The sequence below is a fragment of the Roseomonas nitratireducens genome (assembly GCF_017813355.1).
In the GTDB taxonomy this organism is placed as follows: domain Bacteria; phylum Pseudomonadota; class Alphaproteobacteria; order Acetobacterales; family Acetobacteraceae; genus Neoroseomonas; species Neoroseomonas nitratireducens.
Map to the genome: position 1 here is coordinate 18,266 of NZ_JAGIYZ010000004.1, position 21,193 is coordinate 39,458.

Genomic DNA, 21,193 nt, shown 5'->3' on the forward strand with positions numbered 1-21,193 from the left:
GTGGTGCTGCGCTGGCGACACGACAGGGACGAGGAAACGCGCCATGCGCCGCCGCAGCCTGCTTGCCGCCACCGCCGCCGGGTCGTTCGCCGCGCCGGGGCTTCGCGCCGCCCAGGACCGCAGCTTCGACAGCGCCGGCGTGCCGATCCGCTTCATCGAGGACGGGCGCGGGCCGCCCGTCATCATGGTGCATGGCTACACCAGCAACATCGAGCGCGGCTTCGTGCAGACCGGAATCTTCCCCGCGGTCGCGCAGGGGCACCGCGCGATCGCGATCGACGCGCGCGGGCATGGGCGCAGCGGCAAGCCGCACGACCGTGCCGCCTATGGCCCCGAGATGGGGCGCGACGTGACGCGGCTGATGGATCACCTCGGCATCGCGAAGGCGCATGTCGTCGGCTACTCGATGGGCGCGCATATCGTGGCGCAGCTCGCCATCCTCGATCCGGGGCGCTTCCTGACGCTCACGCTCGGCGGCGCCGCGGGGCGCCTGGGCTGGACGGCGGAGGACCAGCGCCGGGTGGACGAGGAATCGGCCGAGATGGACCAGGGCCTGCTGCGCTCGCAGTTCCTGCGGCTGTGGCCGCGCGACCGGCCGCCGCCGAGCGAGGCCGAGATCCGCGCCGATTCCGAGCGCCGCCTGGCGGGGCAGGACCCCCGCGCGCTCGCCGCGGTGCGCCGCTCCAATCCCGACCAGGTGGTGCCGGTCGAACGCCTGGCCGCGGTGCCGATGCCCACGCTCGGCATCGTCGGCACGGCCGACCCCTATCTGCGCGACTTCGAGCGGCTGAAGGCGGCGATGCCGCGGCTCGAACTCGTGACGATCGCGGGCGCGAGCCATGGCAGCGCGCCCGGCACGCCGGAATTCCGCGCCGCGCTGGTGCGCTTCCTCCAGGCGCATCCGGCCGGCTGAAGCCGCGCCCGGTCAGGCTTCGCGGTCGCCGGGCAAGGCGCGCTCGGCGATGCGCGCGTACAGCGCGGCGCCGTAGGGGATCGCGTCGTCGTTGAAGGCGTAGCGGGGGTGGTGCGGCATCTCCCCCGGCCCGTTGCCGACATGGATGTAGGCGCCGGGGACCTTCTCCATCATGAAGGAGAAATCCTCCGAGCCCATGCCGGGCGGGTTGTCGCGCGCGACCTTGTCGGCGCCGACCAGGTCCGCCGCCGCGGCGGCGAAGGCCTCGGTCTGCTCGGGGTCGTTGACGGTGGGGGCGAAGATCAGCCGCCAGTCGACCTCCGCCGTCGCGCCGAAGCCGGCGGCCACGCCCTCGGCCACGCGGCGCATGCCTTCCTCGATCCGCGCGGCGACCTCGCGCGAGAAGAAGCGCGCGGTGCCGGAAATCGTCGCGGTCTGGGGGATGACGTTGTAGGCCTCCCCGCCCAGCACCTTGGTCACGCTGACCACGGCGGCGTCGCGCGGGGCGATGTTGCGGCTGACGATGGATTGCAGCGCGGTGGTCACGTGGCAGGCGGCGAGCACGGGGTCGATGCTGACCTCCGGCCGCGCGCCATGGGCGCCCTTGCCTTCGATGCGGATGTCGAAGAAGGCGCCGCCGGCGGCCGTCGGGCCGGGGCGGATGCCGTATTCGCCGAGCGCCATGCCCGGGCGGTTGTGCATCGCGTAGATGGCGTCGCAGGGGAAGCGCTCGAACAGCCGGTCCTCGAGCATCGCCAGCGCGCCGCCGCAGCCTTCCTCCCCGGGCTGGAAGATCAGGTGGACGGTGCCGTCGAAGTTGCGGGTTTCCGCCAGGTACTTCGCGGCGCCGAGCAGCATGGTCGTGTGCCCGTCATGGCCGCAGGCATGCATCACGCCCTTGGTCGTGCTGCGGAAGGGCAGGTCGGTGAGTTCCTCGATCGGCAGCGCGTCCATGTCGGCGCGCAGCCCGATGGCGCGGTTGCCGCTGCCGTGGCGGAGCACGCCCACCACGCCCGTGCCGCCGACGCCGCGATGGACCTCGATGCCCCAGGATTCCAGCAATTCGGCCACGCGGGCGGCGGTGCGGTGCTCCGCCATGCCGAGTTCGGGGTGGGCGTGGAAATCCTGGCGGATGGCGGCGAGGTCGGCATGGTCGCGGCGGATGGCGTCGAGGGGGGACATGGCGGCTTCCTGCTGGGCGGGGGCATGGTGCGGGCCCGGCGCGCGGCCGTCGAGGGGGCGCCCAAGGTGTTGGTTTCCAAAGGCCTTTCGGCCTTTGGCTGGGTAAGCCCGAGAGGGGCGGCGCCCCTCTCGGTCCCCTGCTATAGCCAAAGCCGGACGCGATCCGAGTCGCAGGGACATCTGGCATGGCACTGACCGCCGAACAGCAGCAGGAAATCGACGCCGCGCGCGCGGCGGAGGCGCCGACGCGCCGCCCCACCGTGGCGGGGCTGGAGGCGATGCTCTTCCAGGCGATGCCCGTGCTCGACCACGGCTTCGTCCGCGTCGTGGACTACATGGGCGACGACGCGGCCATCGTGCAGGCCGCGCGCGTGTCCTACGGCCGCGGCACCCGCGCGGCGAACGAGGATCGCGGCCTGATCCGCTACCTGATGCGCCACCGCCACTCCACACCCTTCGAGATGTGCGAGATCAAGTACCACGTGAAGCTGCCGATCTTCGTCGCGCGGCAATGGATCCGCCACCGCACGGCGAACGTGAACGAGTATTCGGCGCGCTATTCCATCCTGGACCGGGAATTCTACATCCCCGGGCCGGACCAGCTCGCCGCGCAATCCGCCGTGAACCGGCAGGGGCGGGGCGACGTGCTGCAGGGCGCCGAAGCGGCGCGCGTGCTCGACCTGCTGCGCGAAGACGCGACGCGCAACTACGACCACTACCTGGAGATGCTGAACGAGGACGATGAGGGCCGCGCGATCGACCCCGCGCGGCAGGGGCTGGCGCGGGAACTCGCGCGCATGAACCTCACGCTCAACGCCTATACGCAGTGGTACTGGAAGACCGACCTGCACAACCTGCTGCACTTCCTGTCGCTGCGCGCGGACGCGCATGCGCAGTACGAGATCCGCGTCTACGCCGAGGCGATGCTGGAGACCGTGAAGGCCTGGGTGCCGATGGCGCATGAGGCGTTCCGCGACTACCGGCTCGGCGCCGTCACGCTGTCGGCGCAGATGATGGGCATCGTGCGGCGGCTGCTGGCCGGCGAGGCGGTGCCGCAGGACGCCTCCGGCCTGTCGAAGCGCGAATGGCGGGAATTGATGGAGGTGCTCGGCCGCGATGCCGCCTGACCGCGCCGCCTCGATCCTCGACTTCCTCGCGCTGGCCGACCGGCTCAAGACGGTCGAGCGCCGTGGGCGCGTGGTGCTGGCGGACGGGACGACGCGGCGGGAGAACAGCGCCGAGCATTGCTGGTCGCTCGCCCTGATCGGCACGCTGCTGCATGCGGATGTGGCGGCGTCGCTCGACCTCGGCCGGGCGCTGATGATGGTCGCGGTGCACGACCTGGTCGAGATCGAGGCCGGCGACACCTTTGCCTATGACACCGCCGGCCGCGCGACGCAGGCGGCGCGCGAGGCCGCGGCGGCCGAGACGGTCTTCGGGCTGCTGCCCGAGGATCTCGGCGCCCGGCTGCGCGCGCTGTGGGAGGAGTTCGAGGCCGGCGAGACGCCCGAGGCCCGCTTCGCCATGGCCTGCGACCGCATGCAGGGCTTCCTGCAGAACGTGCTGTCCGGCGGGATCGCCTGGAAGGACCACGGCGTCACGGTGGTGGACACGCTGCCGCGCATGGGCCCGGCGATGGAGGTCGATGCCGTCTTCGCCGCGCTGATCGGGCGGCTCTACGACCGCGCCGCGGAAGGCGGCCTGCTGGGGGGCGCGCGATGAGCGGCCGCGCCGCCGCGAAGGGCGCGCGCACGCGCAAGGCGGGGCGCCGCTTCGCGCTGCGCCCGCTGGGCCCCGGCGCGCGGCGCTGGGTCTTCTTCGGCGGTTTCACCCTGGCGCTGCTGGTCGGGCTGCCGGTGGCCCATGCGCTGGTCGGCGATGTGGGCGCGATCCTGCTCGGCACCTTCGCGCTGGGCTTCGTGCTGGGGCGGATGACGGCGGGGCGCTGAGCGTAACCGCGCGGCGGCGGGCGGCGAAGCCAGGGCCAGCCGCGAAGGACCGCCGCCATGACCCGCACCGACCGCTTGCTTCGCCTGGCCGCCTGGCTGCCGGCGATCTGGATCGCCTACGAGTTCACCTTCTACCAGCAGTACAAGCTGACGGGGCATCCCGGCTCGGTGGACTTCATCTTCCAGCCGCTCGCCGACTGGTTCGGCATTCCCGCGCATGAGAAGCCGCTGCGCCTGGGCGTCGCCTCGATGGAGATCCTCGCCTCCATCCTCGTGCTGATCCCCGTGACGCGCGCCTGGGGCGGGGTGCTGACGATGGGGATCATGGGCGGCGCGATCTTCTTCCACGCCATCGGCCCGATCGGGATCGACCCCTACGGCGATGGCGGGAAGCTGTTCAAGGAAGCGATCGTCACCTGGTTCGCCGGCGCCTTCCTGGCCTTCGCGCACCGCCAGGATATCCAGGCGGCGGCCGCGCGGCTCGGCCTGCCGGTACCGGCGCCGCGCGCGGGGTAGGGCGGCGGCTCAGCGCCGCCGCAGCCCCGTCACGTCGCGCACCGCGCCGCGCGAGGCGCTGGTCGTCAGCGCGGCATAGGCCTTCAGCGCCGTGCTGACATGCCGCTTGCGCGGCGCGGCGGGCTGCCAGGCATCGGCGCCCTTCGCTTCCATCGCCGCGCGGCGGCGGGCGAGTTCCTCATCGGCCACAGCGAGGTGGATGCGGCGCGCCGGGATGTCGATCTCGATCGTGTCGCCGTCTTCGACCAGGCCGATGTTCCCGCCCTCCGCCGCCTCGGGCGAGCAATGCCCGATCGACAGGCCCGAGGAACCGCCGGAGAAGCGCCCGTCGGTCACCAGCGCGCAGGCCTTCCCCAGGCCCTTCGACTTCAGGTAGCTCGTCGGATACAGCATCTCCTGCATCCCGGGGCCGCCGCGCGGGCCCTCGTAGCGCACCAGCACGATGTCGCCCGCCTTGACCGTGCCGCCCAGGATGCCGTCCACCGCCGCGTCCTGGCTTTCGAAGACGCGCGCCGGGCCGGTGAAGGTGAGGATCGAGGCGTCGACGCCCGCCGTCTTCACGATGCAGCCTTCCTCCGCGATGTTGCCGAACAGCACGGCGAGCCCGCCATCCTTCGAGAAGGCGTTCTCCACGTCGCGGATCACGCCGCCGGCGCGGTCGGCGTCGAGTTCCTCCCAGCGTGCCGCCTGGCTGAAGGCGACGGTGGTCGGGATGCCGCCGGGGGCGGCGCGGAAGAAGGTCTGCACCGCCTCGTTCGGCCCGCGGCGGATGTCCCATTCGGCCAGCGCCTCGGCCAGGCTCGGCGCGTCGACGCGGGAGACGGAGGTGTCGATCAGCCCGCCCCGGTCGAGTTCGCCCAGGATGCCCATGATGCCGCCGGCGCGGTGCACGTCCTCGACGTGCACGTTCTGGACGGAAGGCGCGACCTTGCACAGCACGGGCACGCGGCGCGACAGCCGGTCGATGTCGGCCATGGAGAAGGGCACCTCCCCCTCCTGCGCCGCGGCCAGCAGGTGCAGCACCGTGTTGGTCGACCCGCCCATGGCGATGTCGAGCGTCATCGCGTTCTCGAAGGCCGTGAAGGTCGCGATGTTGCGCGGCAGGACGGACATGTCGTCGGTCTCGTAGTGCCGGCGCGTGATCTCGACGATCCGCCGCCCGGCCTCGAGGAACAGTCTTTCCCGGTCCGCATGGGTCGCGACCACGGTGCCGTTGCCGGGCAAGGCGAGGCCGAGCGCCTCGGTCAGGCAGTTCATCGAATTGGCCGTGAACATGCCCGAGCAGGACCCGCAGGTGGGGCAGGCGGACCGCTCGATGACCGCGACTTCCTCATCCGTCACCGAGGCATCGGCGGCGACGATCATGGCGTCGATCAGGTCGACCGAGCGCTTCACCCCGCGATGGACGACCTTGCCCGCTTCCATCGGCCCGCCGGAGACGAAGATGGTCGGGATGTTCAGCCGCATCGCGGCCATCAGCATGCCCGGGGTGATCTTGTCGCAGTTGGAGATGCAGACGAGCGCATCGGCGCAATGCGCGTTGACCATGTACTCGACCGCGTCGGCGATCAGCTCGCGCGAGGGCAGGCTGTAGAGCATGCCGTCATGGCCCATCGCGATGCCGTCATCGACCGCGATGGTGTTGAATTCCTTGGCGACGCCGCCCGCCTTCTCGATTTCCCGCGCCACCAGCTGGCCGAGGTCCTTCAGGTGGACATGGCCGGGGACGAACTGGGTGAAGGAATTGGCGATGGCGATGATCGGCTTGCCGAAATCGCCGTCCTTCATGCCGGTGGCGCGCCACAGGCCGCGCGCGCCGGCCATGTTGCGCCCATGGGTGGTGGTGCGGGAACGGTATTGCGGCATCGGGCGCTTCCTCATGGCGGGCGCCCGGACCCTTCCGCCGGGCGCATCCGTGCCGAGGTAGCGCGGAATGCCGCCCGGCGCCAAACCGTGCCGGTCAGTCCACCAGGATCGCCGGGCCCGCCGCGGCCGGCGCCTTCACCTTTTCCCACAGCCGCGCGGCGATGGCGCGGTAGGCGGCCGCTTCCTCCGTCTCCGGCCGGGCGGTGACGATCGGCGTGCCGGCATCGGCCAGTTCGCGGATCGCGAGCTTGAGCGGCAGCGCGCCGAGGAATTCGACGCCGAGCCGCTCGGCCTCCCGCTGCGCGCCGCCATGGCCGAAGATGTCCGTCCGGTGGCCGCATTCGGGGCAGCAGAAGTAGGACATGTTCTCGATCACGCCGAGCACCGGCACGTTCACCTTCTCGAACATCCGGATGCCGCGGCGGGCGTCGAGCAGCGCGACATCCTGCGGCGTGCTCACGATCACCGCGCCGGCCAGCGGCACGCGCTGCGACATGGTCAGCTGCGCGTCGCCCGTGCCCGGCGGCATGTCCACGATCATGATGTCGAGCGCGCCCCACTCGACCTGGCCCATCATCTGCTCGAGCGCGCCCATCACCATCGGGCCGCGCCAGATCATCGGCGTCTCTTCCTCGACCAGGAAGCCGATCGACATGGCCTTGAGGCCCCAGCGCGACAGCGGCGTGATGCGCTGGCCCGTCGCCCGCGGCCTTTCGCGGGTGCCGAGCATCTGCGGCAGGGAGGGGCCGTAGATGTCGGCGTCCAGCAGCCCGACGCGCAGCCCCTGCGCGGCCAGCGCGACCGCGAGGTTCACCGCGGTGGTGGACTTGCCGACGCCGCCCTTGCCGGAGGCGACGGCGACGATGGCGCCGACCTCGGGCAGCAGCATCGGCCCCTGGCCGGACGGCGCGCGGGCCGCCTGGCGGGGGGTGGCGGGCTGGGGGGTGGCGGGGCGATGGGCGGTCAGCACCACCGTCGCGCTCAGCACGCCGGGCACGGCGGCCGCCGCGCGCTCGGCCGCGGCGCGCAGCGGTTCCATCTGGGGCGCGCGTTCCCGCGCCACTTCCAGGGAGAATTGCACCATCCCGTCGCGCGCCGTCAGGCCCTGGACCATGCCCGCCGCGACCACGTCCTGGCCCGTCGCCGGGTCCTTCACCGCGCGGAGCGCCGCCGTGACCGCTTCCGCCAGAGTCTCCGCCATCGCTTGAAAAGCCCCCGTTTCTGGACAATATCCGCACCGCCGGGCAGGCATGCACGTTCACGATGCTTCTCGCCCGGCGCCCGGCCCGCGTCCATATGGTCGGGCGTCGCCTGCCCTGCATCCCCCGCGGGCGGGCGCCGGGCGAGACGCGACGTGATCGAACTGGTTTGACGGAGGCCCGGCAGAGCATGCCCTGGAACAACAGCGGCGGTCAGAGTCCCTGGGGAAACCCTCGGCCAGGTGGGCCGTGGGGTGCTCCGCCGCCTCCCGGCGGCGGGCAGGGCGGGCCGCCCGGCAGCGGGCGCGGGCCGGACCTCGATGAGATGATCCGCCAGGCGCAGGAGGCGGTCCGCCGCTTCCTGCCGCGCGGCGGCGGCAAGGGCATCGCGCTGCTTGGCCTGGTGCTGGTGGCGTTCTGGGCCGGTTCGGGCTTCTACCGGGTGCAGCCGGACGAACAGGGCGTGGTGATGCGCTTCGGCGCCTTCGACCGCACCGCCCCGCCCGGCCTGAACTACCACATCCCGTGGCCGGTCGAGAGCGTGACGACGCCGCGCGTCACCCGCATCAACCGCGTCGACATCGGCTTCGTCGGCGCGCAGGACGCCCCGGTCGTGACCGGCCGCGTCCAGCCGGCGCGCGACGTGCTGGCCGAAAGCCTGATGCTGACCGGCGACGAGAACATCATCGACATCGACGTCGCCGTGTTCTGGCGCATCCGCGATGCCGGCGAGTTCCTGTTCAACACGCGCAACCCGGAAAGCACGGTGAAGTCCGCCGCCGAATCGGTGATGCGGGAGGTGATCGGCCGCACGCCGATCCAGCCCGCGCTGACGGAAGCGCGCGCGCAGATCGAACAGGAAGTGCGCCGCGGCGCCCAGGCGATCATGGACCAGTACCGCGCGGGCATCGAGATCGTGCAGGTGCAGCTGCAGAAGGTCGATCCGCCCGCCGAGGTGATCGAGGCCTTCCGCGACGTGCAGCGCGCTAATGCCGACCGCGAGCGCCTGCGCAACGAGGCAGAGTCCTTCCGCAACGACATCATCCCCCGCGCCCGCGGCGAGGCCGAGCGCCTCGTGCAGGAAGCGCAGGGCGCCCGCGAAAGCCAGATCGCCCGCGCCCGAGGCGAGGCCGCGCGCTTCATCAGCGTGCTCACCGCCTACCAGGCGGCACCGGACGTGACGACGCGGCGCCTGTATCTCGAAACCATGGAGGAAATCCTGCGGCGCAACCCGATGATCATCGTCGACGACCGGCTGCAGGGCGTCGTGCCCTTCCTGCCGCTCGGCGAAGGCGCGGCCACCCCGCGCCCGCAGGGCGGGATGCCGCAGAACCGGCCGCCGCCATTGCCGGCCGTGCCGCAGGGCCAGGGCGTCGTGCAGGGCCGCAGCCAGGGGGCGCCGCGATGAACCGCTCCGTGATCGCGCTCGCCGCGCTCGCCGTCATCGTGGTGACGGCCACCTCGACGCTCTTCACCGTGCACCAGACCCAGCAGGTGCTGATCACGCAGTTCGGCCAGCCGATCCGCGTCATCCGCGAGCCGGGGCTGCAGGCGAAGATCCCGTTCATCCAGTCGGTGATCAGCTTCGACCAGCGGCTGCTCGACTTCGACGCGCCGGGCGAGGAAGTCATCCTCGGCGACCAGCGCCGGCTGATCGTGGACAGCTTCACGCGCTATCGCATCACCGACCCGCTGGTGTTCTACCAGACGGTCGGCGCGACCGAGGGCGGCATCCGCGGGCGCCTGAACTCCATCGTCTCGGCGTCGCTGCGCCGCGTGATGGGCAACGAGCCGCTGCTGTCGGTCCTGTCGGCCGACCGCACGCGGATCATGGGCGAGATCCAGCGCCAGGTGAATGTCGAGGCGCGCCAGTTCGGCATCGAGGTGGTGGATGTGCGCATCCGCCGCGCCGACCTGCCGCAGGAGAACACCCAGGCGATCCTCCAGCGCATGCAGTCCGAGCGTGAGCGCGTGGCGCGCGAGGCGCGCGCCGAGGGTGCCGAGGTGGCGCAGCGCGTGCGCGCCGGCGCCGAGCGCGAGCGGACCGTGCTGCTGGCGGAAGCCCAGGCGCAGTCCGACGTGCTGCGCGGCCAGGGGGAGCAGGAGTCGCTGCGACTGGTGGCCGACGCCTTCCAGCGCGACCTCGACTTCTTCCAGTTCTGGCGCTCCATGCAGGCCTATCGCGAGGCCTTCGCGGAGGGGAACACGCGCATGGTCATGACGCCCGACAGCGAGTTCTTCCGCTATTTCCGGGAGAGCGGCGGGCGCCTGCGGCCCCTGCCCGGGCCGGCGCCGGCGCAGTGACGCTGGCCGGCCTCCTCCAGGGGGTCGCCGTCGTCCTCGCCCTGGAAGGCATCGCCTACGCCCTTGCCCCCGGCCTGATGCGCCGGGGGCTCGCCGCCCTGGCGGCGACGCCCGAGGACGCGCTGCGCATCGCGGGCCTGGTCGCCGCCACGCTCGGCATCGGCCTCGCCTGGCTGCTCGCCGGATGAGGCGGTTGCTGCGGCCCGTCGCGTTTCGTTGCATGATGGCCGCTTCCGCCGGCGGCGGAAGATGCCACATCCTCCCCAGGTCTCGTATCCTGGCCACGCTTCGTGCCGCCCATCCATGAGGTCACAGCCCGTGCGCTTCGCCGTCCTCGCCTTCGCCGCCCTCGTCTCCGCGGCGCCGCTCGCGCCGCCCGCCCTGGCGCAGCGCGCGCCGGAAACCTTCGCGCCGCTGGCCCGGCAGCTGCTGCCCGCGGTCGTCAACATCTCGACCAGCCAGGCGGTGCAGGCCCGGCCCGGCCGCCCGGACGCGCCCGACGTGCCCCAGGCCCCGCCCGGCAGCCCCTTCGAGGAATTCTTCCGCGACTTCTTCAACCGCGGCCGGCCCGGCCAGGAAGGCCAGCAGCCGCCCGGCCAGCCGCAGCGCCCGCAGCGGCGCGGCCAGTCGCTCGGATCCGGCTTCGTGATCGACGCCGCGCAGGGGATCGTCGTCACGAACAACCACGTCATCGACGGGGCGGACGAGATCAACGTCATCCTGCAGGACAACACCTCGATCCGCGCGGAGCTGCTGGGCACGGACCCGCGCACGGACATCGCGGTGCTGCGCATCCGCACCGACAAGCCGCTGACCGCGGTGCCCTTCGGCAATTCGGACGAGGCGCAGGTCGGCGACTGGGTGATCGCGATCGGCAATCCCTTCGGCCTCGGCGGATCGGTCACGGCGGGCATCGTCTCGGCCCGCGGGCGCGACATCCGGCAGGGCGCCTATGACGACTTCATCCAGACGGATGCCGCCATCAACCGCGGCAATTCGGGCGGCCCGCTGTTCGACATGCAGGGCCGGGTGATCGGCATCAACACCGCGATCTACTCGCCGTCGGGCGGGTCGATCGGCATCGGCTTCGCCATTCCCTCGAACCTCGCCCAGCGGATCGTGGCGCAGCTGCGCGACGGCGGGCGGGTGCGGCGCGGCTGGCTCGGCGTGAACATCCAGCAGGTGACGGACGAGATCGCCGAGGCGCTGCGCCTGCCCGGCGGCGCGCGCGGCGCCCTCGTCGCCCGCGCCCAGGAAGGCGGCCCCGCCGCGACCGGCGGCATCCGCAACGGCGACATCATCCTGCGCTTCAACGGCGTGGATGTGCGGGACATGCGCACCCTGCCGCGCATCGTCGCCGACAACATGGTCGGCGCCGAGGTGCCCGTGGTGGTCTGGCGCGACGGCAAGGAGGAGACGGTCAACGTCACCCTCGGCGAATTGCCGCCGGAACCACAGCAGGCCGGCGCGACGCCCGCGCCTGCCGCCCCGCAGCAGGGACCCGTCGAGGTCGCGGGCCTGGGCATCCGCGTGGCGCCCATCACCGACGAGCTGCGCCAGCGCTTCAGCCTGCGCCCCGAGCAGCGCGGCGTGGTGATCGTCGAGGTCGCGCCCAACAGCCCCGCGGCCGAGCGCGAACTCCGCCCCGGCGACGTGATCGTGGAAGTGCAGCAGCAGCGCGTGAACACGCCGCGCGAGGTGCAGGACCGCATCGCCGCGCTGCGCCAGCAGAACCGCGGCGTGGCGCTGCTGGCCGTCGAAGGGTCGGGCGGGCAGCGCTTCGTGCCGCTGCGCCTGCGGGGCGAGCGGGGCGCGCCTGGCTGAGGAAGACAGGGGGGAGAAGGGAACTTCTCCCCCCTGAACCCCCCTCAACCTTCTTTGTGACCTTGGCCATCAATTCCCAACAGAAAGAGAAGGGAGGGGGCTCGGGGGAGGTTCCCCTCCCCCGACCTTCGCTTCTTGGCGCCCTGGCCGCCTGTTTCCTCGGCGCCTTCGTGATCCACGCCGCCTTCGGCGGCTTCATCCTCCCCGTCGCCGACACGGGCTGGATGCTCTCGGGCCGCATCGGTCCCGACCCCGTGCAGTACTGGCTCGGCTGGACCGCCTTCGCGCGGGACGAATGGCGGATCCCGCCCGGCGCCAATCCCGGCTGGGGCATGGAACTCGCCTCCTCCATCTTCTATTCGGACTCGATCCCGCTGGTGGCCTTCCTGTTCAAGGCGCTGCGCCCGGTGATCGAGGTCGGGCAGTATTGGGGCCTGTGGATCTATGCCTGCGGCGCGCTGCAAGCGGTGCTGGCCTGGCGGCTGATGGGCCTGGCCACGACCGATGCCATGGCGAGGCTGGCGGTGGCGGGGCTGTTCGTGATGCAGCCGCTGCTGCTCGCGCGCCTGGGCGGGCATTTCGCGCTGGGCGGGCAGTTCCTGCTGCTGGCGGGCTTGTGGCTGTGCGTGACGCGCGGGGAAGGCTGGCGCCGGGCCGCCGCCTGGGGCGCGCTGCTTGCCGCGGCCGCGCTCATCCAGGCCTATCTGCTGCCGATGGTGGGCGCGCTCTGGGCCGCGGACTGGCTGGCGCGCGCCGCGGATCCCGCGCGGCGCGGCGGCGCGCGCATCGCGGCGGAAGCGGTGTGCGTGCCCGCGCTCGGCATCGCGGGGCTCTGGGCGGGCGGTTTCTTCCTGCTCTCGGGGGGCTTCGGCGGGACCTGGGGCGGCTACGGCAAGATGCAGCTCGACCTGCTCGCCCCCTTCGACCCCGGCTATTGGGGCGCCTTCCTGCCGGACATCGAGACGGCGGGGCACCTGGAGGCGGGCAATTCCTATCCCGGCCTCGGCGCGCTGGCGGTGCTGGCGGGCGGCGCGCTTGCCTGGCTGGCGGGCCCGCGCGGCGCGCTGCGGCGGCACTGGGCGCTGTTGCTGGTGCTGGCGGGGCTGCTGCTGCTCGCCATCACCCATCGGGTTGCCATTGGCGGGCGGGAATTCGAGGTGCTGCCCCTGCCGGACTGGATCGTCTCCCGCGCCGATGCGCTGCGCGCGTCGGAGCGCTTCTTCTGGCCGGTGCTCTATGCCGCGCTGCTCGGCGCCGCGGTCGCGCTGGTGCGCGCGCTCGGCGGCCGGCGCGCGGGCTTCGTGCTGTTCGCGGCGCTGATGCTGCAGGCGGCCGACCTCCGCCCCGGCTTCGCGCGGCTGCATCACTATTTCATCGTGCAGCCGCCGACCGTGCCGCTACGCCTGGCCGACCCGTTCTGGCGGGAGGCCGCCGCGCGCTACGCCTTCGTCCGCGTGGTTCCGACTGGCATGCAGGCGACGAACTGGGAGGAAGTCGCGGTCTACGCCGCGACGCTGGGGCTGCAGACGGATGCGGTCTATCTCGCGCGCATCGACCCGCGCGCGGTGGAGGCGGTCAACGCGCGCGTGGCGGATGCGCTGCAGCGCGGCGCGCATGAACCGCGCACCTTCTACGTGCTGGGCGACGAGGCCTCGCTCGCCCGCGCCCGCGCGGGCATGGACCCGGCGCGGGACCTGCTCGACCGCTTCGACGGCCGCTGGGTGCTCGCCCCCGGCTGGCGGGTTCAGGCGACGACGAATTCCTCGGCGCGATAGCCCTGGGCGAACAGCAACGCGCGGAGGTCGGCATGTTCCACGCGCGCGCGCGCGGCCGCCGCGACCACCGGCTTGGCGCGGAACGCGACGCCGAGGCCCGCCGCCTGGATCATGTCGAGGTCGTTGGCGCCGTCGCCGACGGCCAGCGTCGCCTCCAGCCCGATGCCTTCTTCGGCCGCGAGCCGCCGCAGCGTCGCGAGTTTGGCGTTGCGCCCGAGGATCGGGTCGGCGACATGGCCGGTGAGCTGCCCATCCGCTTCGAGCAGCGTGTTGGAGTGATGTTCGTGGAAGCCGACGAGCGCCGCGACGCGGCCGGTGAAGAAGGTGAAGCCGCCGGAGACGAGGGCGCAGCGCGCGCCCGTCGCGCGCATGGTCGCGACAAGTTCGCGCGCGCCGGGCATCAGTTCCGTCGCTTCCCAGGTGCGCTGCAGCGCATCGACCGACAGGCCGGCCAGCATGCCGACGCGTTCGCGCAGCGCGGATTCGAAATCGAGCTCGCCATTCATGGCGCGCTTGGTGATGGCGGCGATGCGGTCCTTCAGCCCCGCGAAGCCGGCCAGCTCGTCCAGCGTCTCGGACGTGACGATGGTGCTGTCCATGTCCGCGATCAGCAGGCGCTTGCGCCGGCCTTCGGCGGGCTGGGCGATCAGGTCCACGGGCTGGCCGGCGAGCGCCGCCCGCGCCGCGGCGTCGGCGGCTTCCGGCGTAATGCCCGCGAAGGCCAGGTCCGCGGCCTCGGCGGCGGACAGCCAGCCGGGTGCTTCGGTCGCGGCGCCGGCGGCGGCGAGGGAGGCGCGCGCCGCCGCGATCGCATCGGGGGCAAGCGCGCCTTGGGGGGCGATCAGGGTCAGCACATGGTCCATGGGCGCGGGGGTATGCCCGCGCCATGACCGCGGATCAACCGCCCGCCCTGCTGGTGGCCGGCCCGACGGCGAGCGGCAAGTCCGCCTTGGCGCTCGCCATCGCCGAACGCGTCGGCGGCACGGTGATCAACGCCGACAGCATGCAGGTCTACCGCGAATTGCGCGTGCTGACGGCCCGGCCGACGCCGGAAGACGAAGCGCGCGTGCCGCATCGCCTCTATGGCGTGCGACCGGCGGCCGAGGCGGCGAGCGTCGCCTGGTGGCGGGGCGAGGCGCTGGCCGCGATGGCCGGGGCCCGCGCGGAAGGCCGCCTGCCGATCATGTGCGGCGGCACGGGGCTGTACTTCGCGTCGCTGACCGAGGGCCTGTCCGACATCCCGCCGGTGCCGGAGGCGGCGCGGGCCGAGGCGCGGCGCCTGCTGGCCGAGGAAGGGCCGGCCGCGCTGCATGCGAGGCTCGCCGCGGGAGATCCCGGCACGGCCGCGCGGCTGCGTCCTTCCGACAGCCAGCGCATCGCCCGCGCCTATGAGGTCTGGCTCGGCACGGGCAGGGGGCTTTCGGCCTGGCAGGCGGGGGGCGGGACGGGGCCGGCGCCTTCGCACTTCGCCGCCATCCTGATCGACCCGCCGCGCGATACGCTGCGGGCGGCCATCGCGGCGCGGTGGGCGGCGATGATGGCGGGCGGGGCGGTGGAGGAGGTGCGGGCGCTGGTTGCGCTGGGGCTCGACCCCGCCCTGCCGGCGATGCGCGCGCATGGCGTGCCGGAACTGGCCGCCATGCTGGCCGGGCGGATGACGGAGGAGGACGCGTCGCGGCGCGCGATGCTCAACACCGGGCAGTACACCAAGCGGCAGGCGACCTGGTTCCGGCATCATCTTCTGGCCGACCCGTCGCGGGCGCATACGATCCATGCGCGGATCACGGGTCGGGCGCAATTATCGGAAAGTTTTTTGGGGGATGTCTTCGCTTTTGTTGATCGGGTGCGTTGACGCGCCGCGGCGCGGGGTCTAAGAGCCCCCCGTCGCCCGCGGAACCCCCGCGGGCCGCGCCCTTTTCAGCGAAGAGAGAGACCGATGTCCGCCGCCACCAAGCCCGCCAGCACCGATGCCGCCCAGATGATGTCGGGCGCGGAGGTCGTCCTGCGCGCGCTGAAGGACCAGGGTGTCGAGGTCATCTTCGGCTATCCCGGCGGCGCGGTATTGCCGATCTACGACGCGCTGTTCCAGCAGAACGCCATCCGCCACATCCTGGTGCGGCACGAGCAGGCCGCGGTGCATGCGGCGGAAGGCTACGCGCGGTCCACCGGCAAGGTGGGCGTGGTGCTCGTCACCTCCGGCCCCGGCGCGACCAATGCCGTGACGGGCCTGGTCGACGCCCTGATGGATTCCATCCCCGTCGTGTGCCTTACGGGGCAGGTGCCGACGCACCTGATCGGCAACGACGCCTTCCAGGAAGCGGACACGACCGGCATCACGCGGCCGGCGACGAAGCACAACTACCTGGTCAAGAAGTCGGCCGACCTCGCCCGCGTGGTGCATGAGGCCTTCTACGTCGCGAAGTCCGGCCGTCCCGGCCCGGTCGTGATCGACCTGCCCAAGGACATCCTGATCAACAAGGCCCCCTATTCCGATGCGCCGGAGACGCCGCACCGGTCGTACCGCCCGCAGACGGAACCGGATGGCGAGCAGATCCGCAAGGCGGTGCGCCTGCTGAAGCAGGCCAAGCGCCCGATCGTCTATGCCGGCGGCGGCGTGATCAATTCGGGGCCGGAGGCGTCCCGCCTGCTGCGCGAATTCGTGCGCATGACGGGCTTCCCCTGCACCAACACGCTGATGGGCCTCGGCGCCTATCCGGCCGGTGACCCTCTGTTCCTGGGCATGCTCGGCATGCACGGGACCTACGAGGCGAACCTCGCCATGCATGGCTGCGACGTCATGTTCAATATCGGCGCGCGCTTCGACGACCGGGTGACGGGGCGGCTCAACGCCTTCGCGCCGAACTCGAAGAAGATCCACGCCGACATCGACCCGTCCTCCATCAACAAGAACGTGCCGGTGGACGTGCCGATCGTGGGCGACGCCGCCCGCGTCCTCGCCGCGATGATCGAGGCCTGGAAGACCGAGGACGCGCCGCAGGACAAGCACGTGCTGACCGCCTGGTGGCGCCAGATCGACGAATGGCGCGCCAAGGACTGCCTGCGCTACCGCCAGGAAGGCCGCATCATCAAGCCGCAGCACGCGGTCAAGCGCCTGTTCGAGATCACGCAGGAGCTCAAGCGCGAGACCTTCATCACGACCGAGGTCGGCCAGCACCAGATGTGGGCGGCGCAGTATTTCGGCTTCCACCAGCCGAACCGCTGGATGACCTCGGGCGGCCTCGGCACCATGGGCTACGGCCTGCCCGCGGCGATGGGCGTGCAGATCGCGCATCCCGACGCGCTGGTCATCGACATCGCCGGCGAGGCGTCCATCCTGATGAACATCCAGGAGATGGGCACGCTCGCGCAGTACCGCCTGCCGGTGAAGGTCTTCATCCTGAACAACGAGTACATGGGCATGGTCCGCCAGTGGCAGGAGCTGCTGCATGGCGGGCGCTACAGCGAATCCTATTCCGCCGCGCTGCCCGACTTCGTGAAGCTGGCGGAATCCTTCCACGCCGTCGGCATGCGCGCCGAGCACGCCGATGACCTTGACCGCGTGATCCGCGAGATGATCGCGATCGACAAGCCCGTGATTGCCGACATCTGCGTCGCCAAGGACGAGAACTGCTTCCCGATGATCCCGTCCGGCGCCGCGCACAACGAGATGATCCTGGGCCCCGACCAGGAGGGCGGCGTCGCCGGCGTCACCGACGAAGGCAAGGTCCTGGTCTGAGGGGCGCGGAAGATGTCGGAAGCAGGAAACGCGCAGCGCGCGGCGACCATCGCCGTGCTGGTGGAAAACGAGGCCGGCGTGCTGGCCCGCGTCATCGGCCTGTTCTCGGGCCGCGGCTACAACATCGACAGCCTGACGGTCGCCCCCGTGGACGACACCGGGCGGATCAGCCGCATCACGGTCGTCACGAGCGGGACCGAGATGGTGATCGAGCAGATCAAGGCGCAGCTCGACCGGCTGGTGCCGGTGCACAAGGTGTCGGACCTGACGATGGAGGGGCCGCATTTGACGCGCGAGCTCGCGCTCATCAAGGTTGTGGGCAACGGCGACAGCCGCGTCGAGGCGCTGCGCCTGGCGGACGCCTTCCGCGCCCGCGTGGTGGATGCGACGACCGAGAGCTTCGTCTTCGAGATGACCGGCGCGGCCGAGAAGATCGACGCCTTCTGCGCGCTGATGCGGCCGCTGGGGCTGGCGGAAGTGTCGCGCACGGGGGCGGTCGCGATCGCCCGCGGGGCGCGCGGACTGAACTGAATTCGTTGGAAGACCCGTAGGAAGAGGGAGAGCGCGATCATGCGCGTTTACTACGACCGCGATGCGGACGTTAATCTGATCAAGGCGAAGAAGGTCGCGGTCATCGGCTTCGGCAGCCAGGGCCATGCCCATGCGATGAACATGCGCGATTCCGGCGTGAAGGACGTCGTCATCGGGCTGCGTCCGGGCGGGTCCTGGAAGAAGGCCGAGGCCGCCGGCTTCAAGGTGATGACGCCCGCCGAGGCGGCCGCCTGGGCCGACGTCGTCATGGTCCTCACCCCCGACGAGCTGCAAGGCGACCTCTATCGCGACCACCTGCACGCCAACATGAAGCCGGGTGCCGCGATCGCCTTCGCGCACGGGCTCAACGTGCACTTCAACCTGCTCGACCCGCGCCCGGACATCGACGTGTTCATGATCGCGCCGAAGGGCCCGGGCCACACGGTGCGCGGCGAGTACCAGAAGGGCGGCGGCGTGCCCTGCCTCGTGGCCGTCCACCAGAACCCCTCGGGCAACGCGCTGGAAATCGCGCTGTCCTACGCCTCGGCGATCGGCGGCGGGCGCTCGGGCGTGATCGAGACCACCTTCAAGGAGGAATGCGAGACCGACCTGTTCGGCGAGCAGACCGTCCTGTGCGGCGGCCTGGTCGAGCTGATCAAGGCCGGCTTCGAGACGCTGGTGGAAGCCGGCTACGCGCCGGAAATGGCGTATTTCGAGTGCCTGCACGAGGTGAAGCTGATCGTCGACCTCATCTATGAGGGCGGCATCGCCAACATGAACTACTCGATCAGCAACACCGCCGAGTACGGCGAGTACGTCACCGGCCCCCGCATCATCACCGCCGAGACCAAGGCCGAGATGAAGCGCGTGCTCGAGGACATCCAGTCCGGCCGCTTCGCGCGCGACTGGATGCTCGAGAACAAGGTGAACCAGGCGTCCTTCAAGGCGACGCGCCGGCGCCTCGCCGAGCACCCGATCGAGGATGTGGGTGCCAAGCTGCGCGCCATGATGCCCTGGATCAGCAAGAACCAGCTGGTCGACAAGGCGAAGAACTGAAGCCTGCGGCCACGCGCCGGAGGTCCGGGGCGCCGGGGGGAAACCTCCGGCGCCCTTTTCTATGCGCCGAGGAACACCGAGCGCACGAAGGCGCGGTAGAGCATCACCTGCCGCGCCAGCAGCCCCGGGTCGCGCATGATGCGGGAGATCGTGATCCCGCCATCCATCATCACCGACAGCATGTCCGCGAGGTCCTCGAGATCGACCGGCACGCGCGGCGGGTACCGCGCGACGATGGCATCGAGCCGCGCGCGGAAGCGCACGCGCCAGGCCAGCGCGGCGTCGCGCGCCAGTTCATGCACTTCCCGGTCGAAGAGCTGTTCCTGGTAGCAGACCGACGCGACCATGCAGCCGGGATGCACCTCGGTCATCGCGGCCATCATGTCGGCAAACAGCTTCAGCGCGACGAGGAAGCCGTGCAGCGGATCGTCGTTGAGTTCGTCCGCGCGCGCGAAGATGTCGTCGAGGATGACGCGGTCGCGCTCGATGTAGCGCAGCAGCAGCGCCTTCGCGAGCTCGCCCTTGTCGGGGAAGTGGTAGAAGAAGCCGCTCTTGGAGATGCCGACGCCGGCGATCAGCTCCTCGATCGAGGTCGCGCCGAAGCCCTTCTGCAGGACCGCGGCCTCGGCCAGGTCCAGGATGCGTTCGCGGGCGCTCTCCCGCTTCAGCGTGGTCGCGCTCATGGCCTGACTGTACCCCAGGTGCAGTCGGGGTGTGCGCCGAATCACGGGCCCAGGCTTCGGCCGCCGCCGAAGCGATCGCAAGTGATTGAGATTTCGTCCTTTCCGAAAGCCGCCCCGACCGCACCGCGGGACGGGTAGAGACCATGGCCCGATCGGCGCGACACCCTTGCCGTCAACAACGACGAAAGGGACCAACACCATGGCCACGGACATGCGGGGCAACCCGCTCACCTGCACCGCCGCCGCCGCGGAACGGCTGGATGGCGCGATCGCGAAGTTCCACGCCTACCTCGCCGATCCGATCGCCGACATCGACGCCCTGCTTGCCGAGGAGCCCGATTGCGTGATGGGTCATGCGATCCGCGCCGGCATCCTCGCCACCACGACCGACAAGGCGTTCGACGGGGAGTTGCAGTCCAGCCTCGCGGCGGCGGAACGCCTCGCGCCGCGCGCCAATGCGCGGGAGGGCGCCTATATCGCGGCGGCGCGCCGCTGGGCCGCGGGCGATCTCCAGGCCGCGACCGAGACCTGGGGCGGCATCGCCATCGAGCATCCGCGCGACCTGCTGGCCGTGCAGCTCGCCCAGCTCGGCGACTTCTTCCTCGGCCAGAGCCAGATGCTGCGCGACCGCGTCGCGCGCGTGCTGCCGCACTGGCACCGCGACATGCCGGGCCATGGCTTCCTTCTGGGGATGCATGCCTTCGGGCTCGAGGAATGCGGCGACTATGCCCGCGCCGAGGCGGCCGGGCGGGAGGCCGTGGCGCGCAACCCGCGGGATGGCTGGGCCGCGCATGCGGTCGCGCATGTGATGGAAATGCAGGGCCGCGCGGCGGACGGGGCGGCCTTCATGACCGAGACCGCGCCCGGCTGGTCACCCGACAGCCTCTTTGCCTACCACAACTGGTGGCATGTCGCGCTGTTCTGCATCGATCGCGGCGACATCGCCGGTGCCTTGCGGCTGTTCGATGAGCGTGTCTCCGCCGGCGGCTTCGGCCAGGCGCTGGAGGCGATCGACGGCGCGGCGCTGCTGTGGCGGCTCTGGGTGCTGGGGCACGATGTGGGCGCGCGCTGGTCGCGCGTCGCGCCCGCCTGGTCGGCGCGGCTCGGGCATGGCGTCTACGCCTTCAACGACGTGCACGCGATGATGGCCTTCGTCGCCACGGGCGACGCGGCGGCGCAGCGGGAGGTGATCGCCACGCTCGAACGCGCGGCGGCCGGGCCGGGCACCAACGCCATGATGTCGCGCGATGTCGGCCTGCCGCTGGCGCGCGGCCTCGCCGCCTTCGGACGGGGCGATTTCGCGGCGGCGGTGGCGCACATCCTGCCCGTGCGCGGCATCGCCAATCGCTTCGGCGGCAGCCACGCGCAGCGCGACGTCCTGTCCTGGACGTTGTGCGAGGCGGCGATCCGCGCCGGCGATGCCCGGATGGCCGACGCCATGGTGGCCGAGCGCCTGGCGCTGAAGGAGGGCAGCCCGGTCGCCCAGGGCTGGGCCGCCCGGGCGCGCGCCATGGCGCGGCCGCTGGCGGCCTGACCCTGGCGGGCGGCCTGGCCTCGCGCCGGGCCGCCGCGCTGGCCCGCGCGCACGGACCTGGTTTGCCGGCCCCGCGCCGGTTGACGCCGGCGCACCCCCTCGCGCACCCTTCGTGCAACGAATGC

Annotated in this window: 20 protein-coding genes; 15 read left to right on the forward strand and 5 right to left on the reverse strand. The window is 71.7% G+C overall.

All coding sequences use genetic code 11. From position 1 onward, the window contains the following. Positions 1–43: 43 nt before the first annotated feature. On the forward strand, positions 44–913 hold the full coding sequence (locus J5Y09_RS05875; RefSeq protein WP_209350822.1) for an alpha/beta fold hydrolase: 870 nt from the start codon (positions 44–46) through the stop codon (positions 911–913). Positions 914–925: 12 nt separating this feature from the next. Here J5Y09_RS05875 and J5Y09_RS05880 read toward each other — a convergent pair whose 3' ends face one another. Next, positions 926–2,095, reverse strand: coding sequence for a M20 aminoacylase family protein (locus tag J5Y09_RS05880; RefSeq protein WP_209350823.1), 1,170 nt, complete (start codon positions 2,093–2,095; stop codon positions 926–928). A 185-nt stretch (positions 2,096–2,280) separates the two neighbouring features. On the opposite strand from J5Y09_RS05880, the gene thyX reads away from it, so the two are divergent. The 4 genes from thyX to J5Y09_RS05900 are packed head-to-tail and all read left to right on the forward strand — an operon-like array spanning position 2,281 to position 4,560. Further along, on the forward strand, positions 2,281–3,222 hold the full coding sequence (thyX, locus tag J5Y09_RS05885) for an FAD-dependent thymidylate synthase (protein ID WP_209350824.1): 942 nt from the start codon (positions 2,281–2,283) through the stop codon (positions 3,220–3,222). Further along, on the forward strand, positions 3,212–3,817 hold the full coding sequence (locus tag J5Y09_RS05890; RefSeq protein WP_209350825.1) for an HD domain-containing protein: 606 nt from the start codon (positions 3,212–3,214) through the stop codon (positions 3,815–3,817). The genes thyX and J5Y09_RS05890 overlap by 11 nt, the downstream gene beginning before the upstream one ends. Continuing rightward, positions 3,814–4,044: a hypothetical protein gene (locus J5Y09_RS05895; protein ID WP_209350826.1), complete on the forward strand. Its 231-nt coding sequence runs from the start codon at positions 3,814–3,816 to the stop codon at positions 4,042–4,044. The genes J5Y09_RS05890 and J5Y09_RS05895 overlap by 4 nt, the downstream gene beginning before the upstream one ends. A 57-nt stretch (positions 4,045–4,101) precedes the next feature. Further along, the gene (locus tag J5Y09_RS05900; protein WP_209350827.1) at positions 4,102–4,560 is read left to right on the forward strand and encodes a hypothetical protein; all 459 of its coding nucleotides are present in this window, start codon (positions 4,102–4,104) and stop codon (positions 4,558–4,560) included. 9 nt (positions 4,561–4,569) lie between these two features. On the opposite strand, the gene ilvD is transcribed toward J5Y09_RS05900, so the two are convergent. Continuing rightward, the gene (gene ilvD / locus J5Y09_RS05905; RefSeq protein WP_209350828.1) at positions 4,570–6,426 is read right to left on the reverse strand and encodes a dihydroxy-acid dehydratase; all 1,857 of its coding nucleotides are present in this window, start codon (positions 6,424–6,426) and stop codon (positions 4,570–4,572) included. A 94-nt stretch (positions 6,427–6,520) separates the two neighbouring features. Further along, complete coding sequence (locus J5Y09_RS05910; RefSeq protein WP_209350829.1) at positions 6,521–7,627, reverse strand: Mrp/NBP35 family ATP-binding protein; 1,107 nt, start codon at positions 7,625–7,627, stop codon at positions 6,521–6,523. Positions 7,628–7,950: 323 nt separating this feature from the next. Between J5Y09_RS05910 and hflK the strand changes: the two genes are divergently transcribed. From hflK to J5Y09_RS05935, 5 genes are all read left to right on the forward strand, one after another. Continuing rightward, entirely contained in the window at positions 7,951–9,033 is a 1,083-nt protein-coding gene (hflK, locus tag J5Y09_RS05915; RefSeq protein ID WP_342451416.1) for an FtsH protease activity modulator HflK, read from the forward strand. Continuing rightward, entirely contained in the window at positions 9,030–9,929 is a 900-nt protein-coding gene (gene hflC / locus J5Y09_RS05920) for a protease modulator HflC (protein ID WP_209350831.1), read from the forward strand. The genes hflK and hflC overlap by 4 nt, the downstream gene beginning before the upstream one ends. Next, positions 9,926–10,117, forward strand: a complete 192-nt coding sequence (locus J5Y09_RS05925; RefSeq protein WP_209350832.1) for a DUF2065 domain-containing protein — start codon at positions 9,926–9,928, stop codon at positions 10,115–10,117. The genes hflC and J5Y09_RS05925 overlap by 4 nt, the downstream gene beginning before the upstream one ends. Positions 10,118–10,247: 130 nt before the next feature. Then, on the forward strand, positions 10,248–11,753 hold the full coding sequence (locus J5Y09_RS05930; RefSeq protein WP_342451417.1) for a DegQ family serine endoprotease: 1,506 nt from the start codon (positions 10,248–10,250) through the stop codon (positions 11,751–11,753). Between the two features lie 56 nt (positions 11,754–11,809). Continuing rightward, complete coding sequence (locus tag J5Y09_RS05935) at positions 11,810–13,528, forward strand: DUF6311 domain-containing protein (RefSeq protein ID WP_490380723.1); 1,719 nt, start codon at positions 11,810–11,812, stop codon at positions 13,526–13,528. Here the strand turns inward: J5Y09_RS05935 and serB are convergent. Beyond that, positions 13,498–14,391, reverse strand: coding sequence for a phosphoserine phosphatase SerB (gene serB, locus J5Y09_RS05940; protein ID WP_209350835.1), 894 nt, complete (start codon positions 14,389–14,391; stop codon positions 13,498–13,500). The two genes, J5Y09_RS05935 and serB, sit on opposite strands and share 31 nt — an antisense overlap. A gap of 23 nt (positions 14,392–14,414) precedes the next feature. On the opposite strand from serB, the gene miaA reads away from it, so the two are divergent. From miaA to ilvC, 4 genes are all read left to right on the forward strand, one after another. After that, on the forward strand, positions 14,415–15,380 hold the full coding sequence (miaA, locus tag J5Y09_RS05945) for a tRNA (adenosine(37)-N6)-dimethylallyltransferase MiaA (RefSeq protein ID WP_209350836.1): 966 nt from the start codon (positions 14,415–14,417) through the stop codon (positions 15,378–15,380). Positions 15,381–15,464: 84 nt separating this feature from the next. Beyond that, positions 15,465–17,264 carry an acetolactate synthase 3 large subunit gene (locus J5Y09_RS05950; protein ID WP_209350837.1) on the forward strand — a complete coding sequence of 600 codons (1,800 nt, stop codon included), beginning with the start codon at positions 15,465–15,467 and terminating at the stop codon, positions 17,262–17,264. A 12-nt stretch (positions 17,265–17,276) separates the two neighbouring features. Beyond that, the gene (gene ilvN, locus J5Y09_RS05955; protein WP_209350838.1) at positions 17,277–17,795 is read left to right on the forward strand and encodes an acetolactate synthase small subunit; all 519 of its coding nucleotides are present in this window, start codon (positions 17,277–17,279) and stop codon (positions 17,793–17,795) included. 39 nt (positions 17,796–17,834) lie between these two features. After that, positions 17,835–18,851, forward strand: a complete 1,017-nt coding sequence (gene ilvC, locus J5Y09_RS05960; protein WP_209350839.1) for a ketol-acid reductoisomerase — start codon at positions 17,835–17,837, stop codon at positions 18,849–18,851. A 59-nt stretch (positions 18,852–18,910) separates the two neighbouring features. On the opposite strand, the gene J5Y09_RS05965 is transcribed toward ilvC, so the two are convergent. Next, positions 18,911–19,534, reverse strand: a complete 624-nt coding sequence (locus tag J5Y09_RS05965) for a TetR/AcrR family transcriptional regulator (protein WP_209350840.1) — start codon at positions 19,532–19,534, stop codon at positions 18,911–18,913. Between the two features lie 199 nt (positions 19,535–19,733). Between J5Y09_RS05965 and J5Y09_RS05970 the strand changes: the two genes are divergently transcribed. Beyond that, entirely contained in the window at positions 19,734–21,068 is a 1,335-nt protein-coding gene (locus J5Y09_RS05970) for a tetratricopeptide repeat protein (protein WP_209350841.1), read from the forward strand. Positions 21,069–21,193: the final 125 nt, after the last annotated feature.

Excerpts from the sequence above, each read along its gene's own strand:
- J5Y09_RS05875 (WP_209350822.1), top strand. The coding sequence starts at position 44 with ATGCGCCGCCGCAGCCTGCTTGCCGCCACCGCCGCCGGGTCGTTCGCC.
- J5Y09_RS05880 (WP_209350823.1), bottom strand. The coding sequence starts at position 2,095 with ATGTCCCCCCTCGACGCCATCCGCCGCGACCATGCCGACCTCGCCGCC.
- thyX (WP_209350824.1), top strand. The coding sequence starts at position 2,281 with ATGGCACTGACCGCCGAACAGCAGCAGGAAATCGACGCCGCGCGCGCG.
- J5Y09_RS05890 (WP_209350825.1), top strand. The coding sequence starts at position 3,212 with ATGCCGCCTGACCGCGCCGCCTCGATCCTCGACTTCCTCGCGCTGGCC.
- J5Y09_RS05895 (WP_209350826.1), top strand. The coding sequence starts at position 3,814 with ATGAGCGGCCGCGCCGCCGCGAAGGGCGCGCGCACGCGCAAGGCGGGG.
- J5Y09_RS05900 (WP_209350827.1), top strand. The coding sequence starts at position 4,102 with ATGACCCGCACCGACCGCTTGCTTCGCCTGGCCGCCTGGCTGCCGGCG.
- ilvD (WP_209350828.1), bottom strand. The coding sequence starts at position 6,426 with ATGCCGCAATACCGTTCCCGCACCACCACCCATGGGCGCAACATGGCC.
- J5Y09_RS05910 (WP_209350829.1), bottom strand. The coding sequence starts at position 7,627 with ATGGCGGAGACTCTGGCGGAAGCGGTCACGGCGGCGCTCCGCGCGGTG.
- hflK (WP_342451416.1), top strand. The coding sequence starts at position 7,951 with ATGATCCGCCAGGCGCAGGAGGCGGTCCGCCGCTTCCTGCCGCGCGGC.
- hflC (WP_209350831.1), top strand. The coding sequence starts at position 9,030 with ATGAACCGCTCCGTGATCGCGCTCGCCGCGCTCGCCGTCATCGTGGTG.
- serB (WP_209350835.1), bottom strand. The coding sequence starts at position 14,391 with ATGGACCATGTGCTGACCCTGATCGCCCCCCAAGGCGCGCTTGCCCCC.
- miaA (WP_209350836.1), top strand. The coding sequence starts at position 14,415 with ATGACCGCGGATCAACCGCCCGCCCTGCTGGTGGCCGGCCCGACGGCG.
- J5Y09_RS05950 (WP_209350837.1), top strand. The coding sequence starts at position 15,465 with ATGTCCGCCGCCACCAAGCCCGCCAGCACCGATGCCGCCCAGATGATG.
- ilvN (WP_209350838.1), top strand. The coding sequence starts at position 17,277 with ATGTCGGAAGCAGGAAACGCGCAGCGCGCGGCGACCATCGCCGTGCTG.
- ilvC (WP_209350839.1), top strand. The coding sequence starts at position 17,835 with ATGCGCGTTTACTACGACCGCGATGCGGACGTTAATCTGATCAAGGCG.
- J5Y09_RS05965 (WP_209350840.1), bottom strand. The coding sequence starts at position 19,534 with ATGAGCGCGACCACGCTGAAGCGGGAGAGCGCCCGCGAACGCATCCTG.
- J5Y09_RS05970 (WP_209350841.1), top strand. The coding sequence starts at position 19,734 with ATGGCCACGGACATGCGGGGCAACCCGCTCACCTGCACCGCCGCCGCC.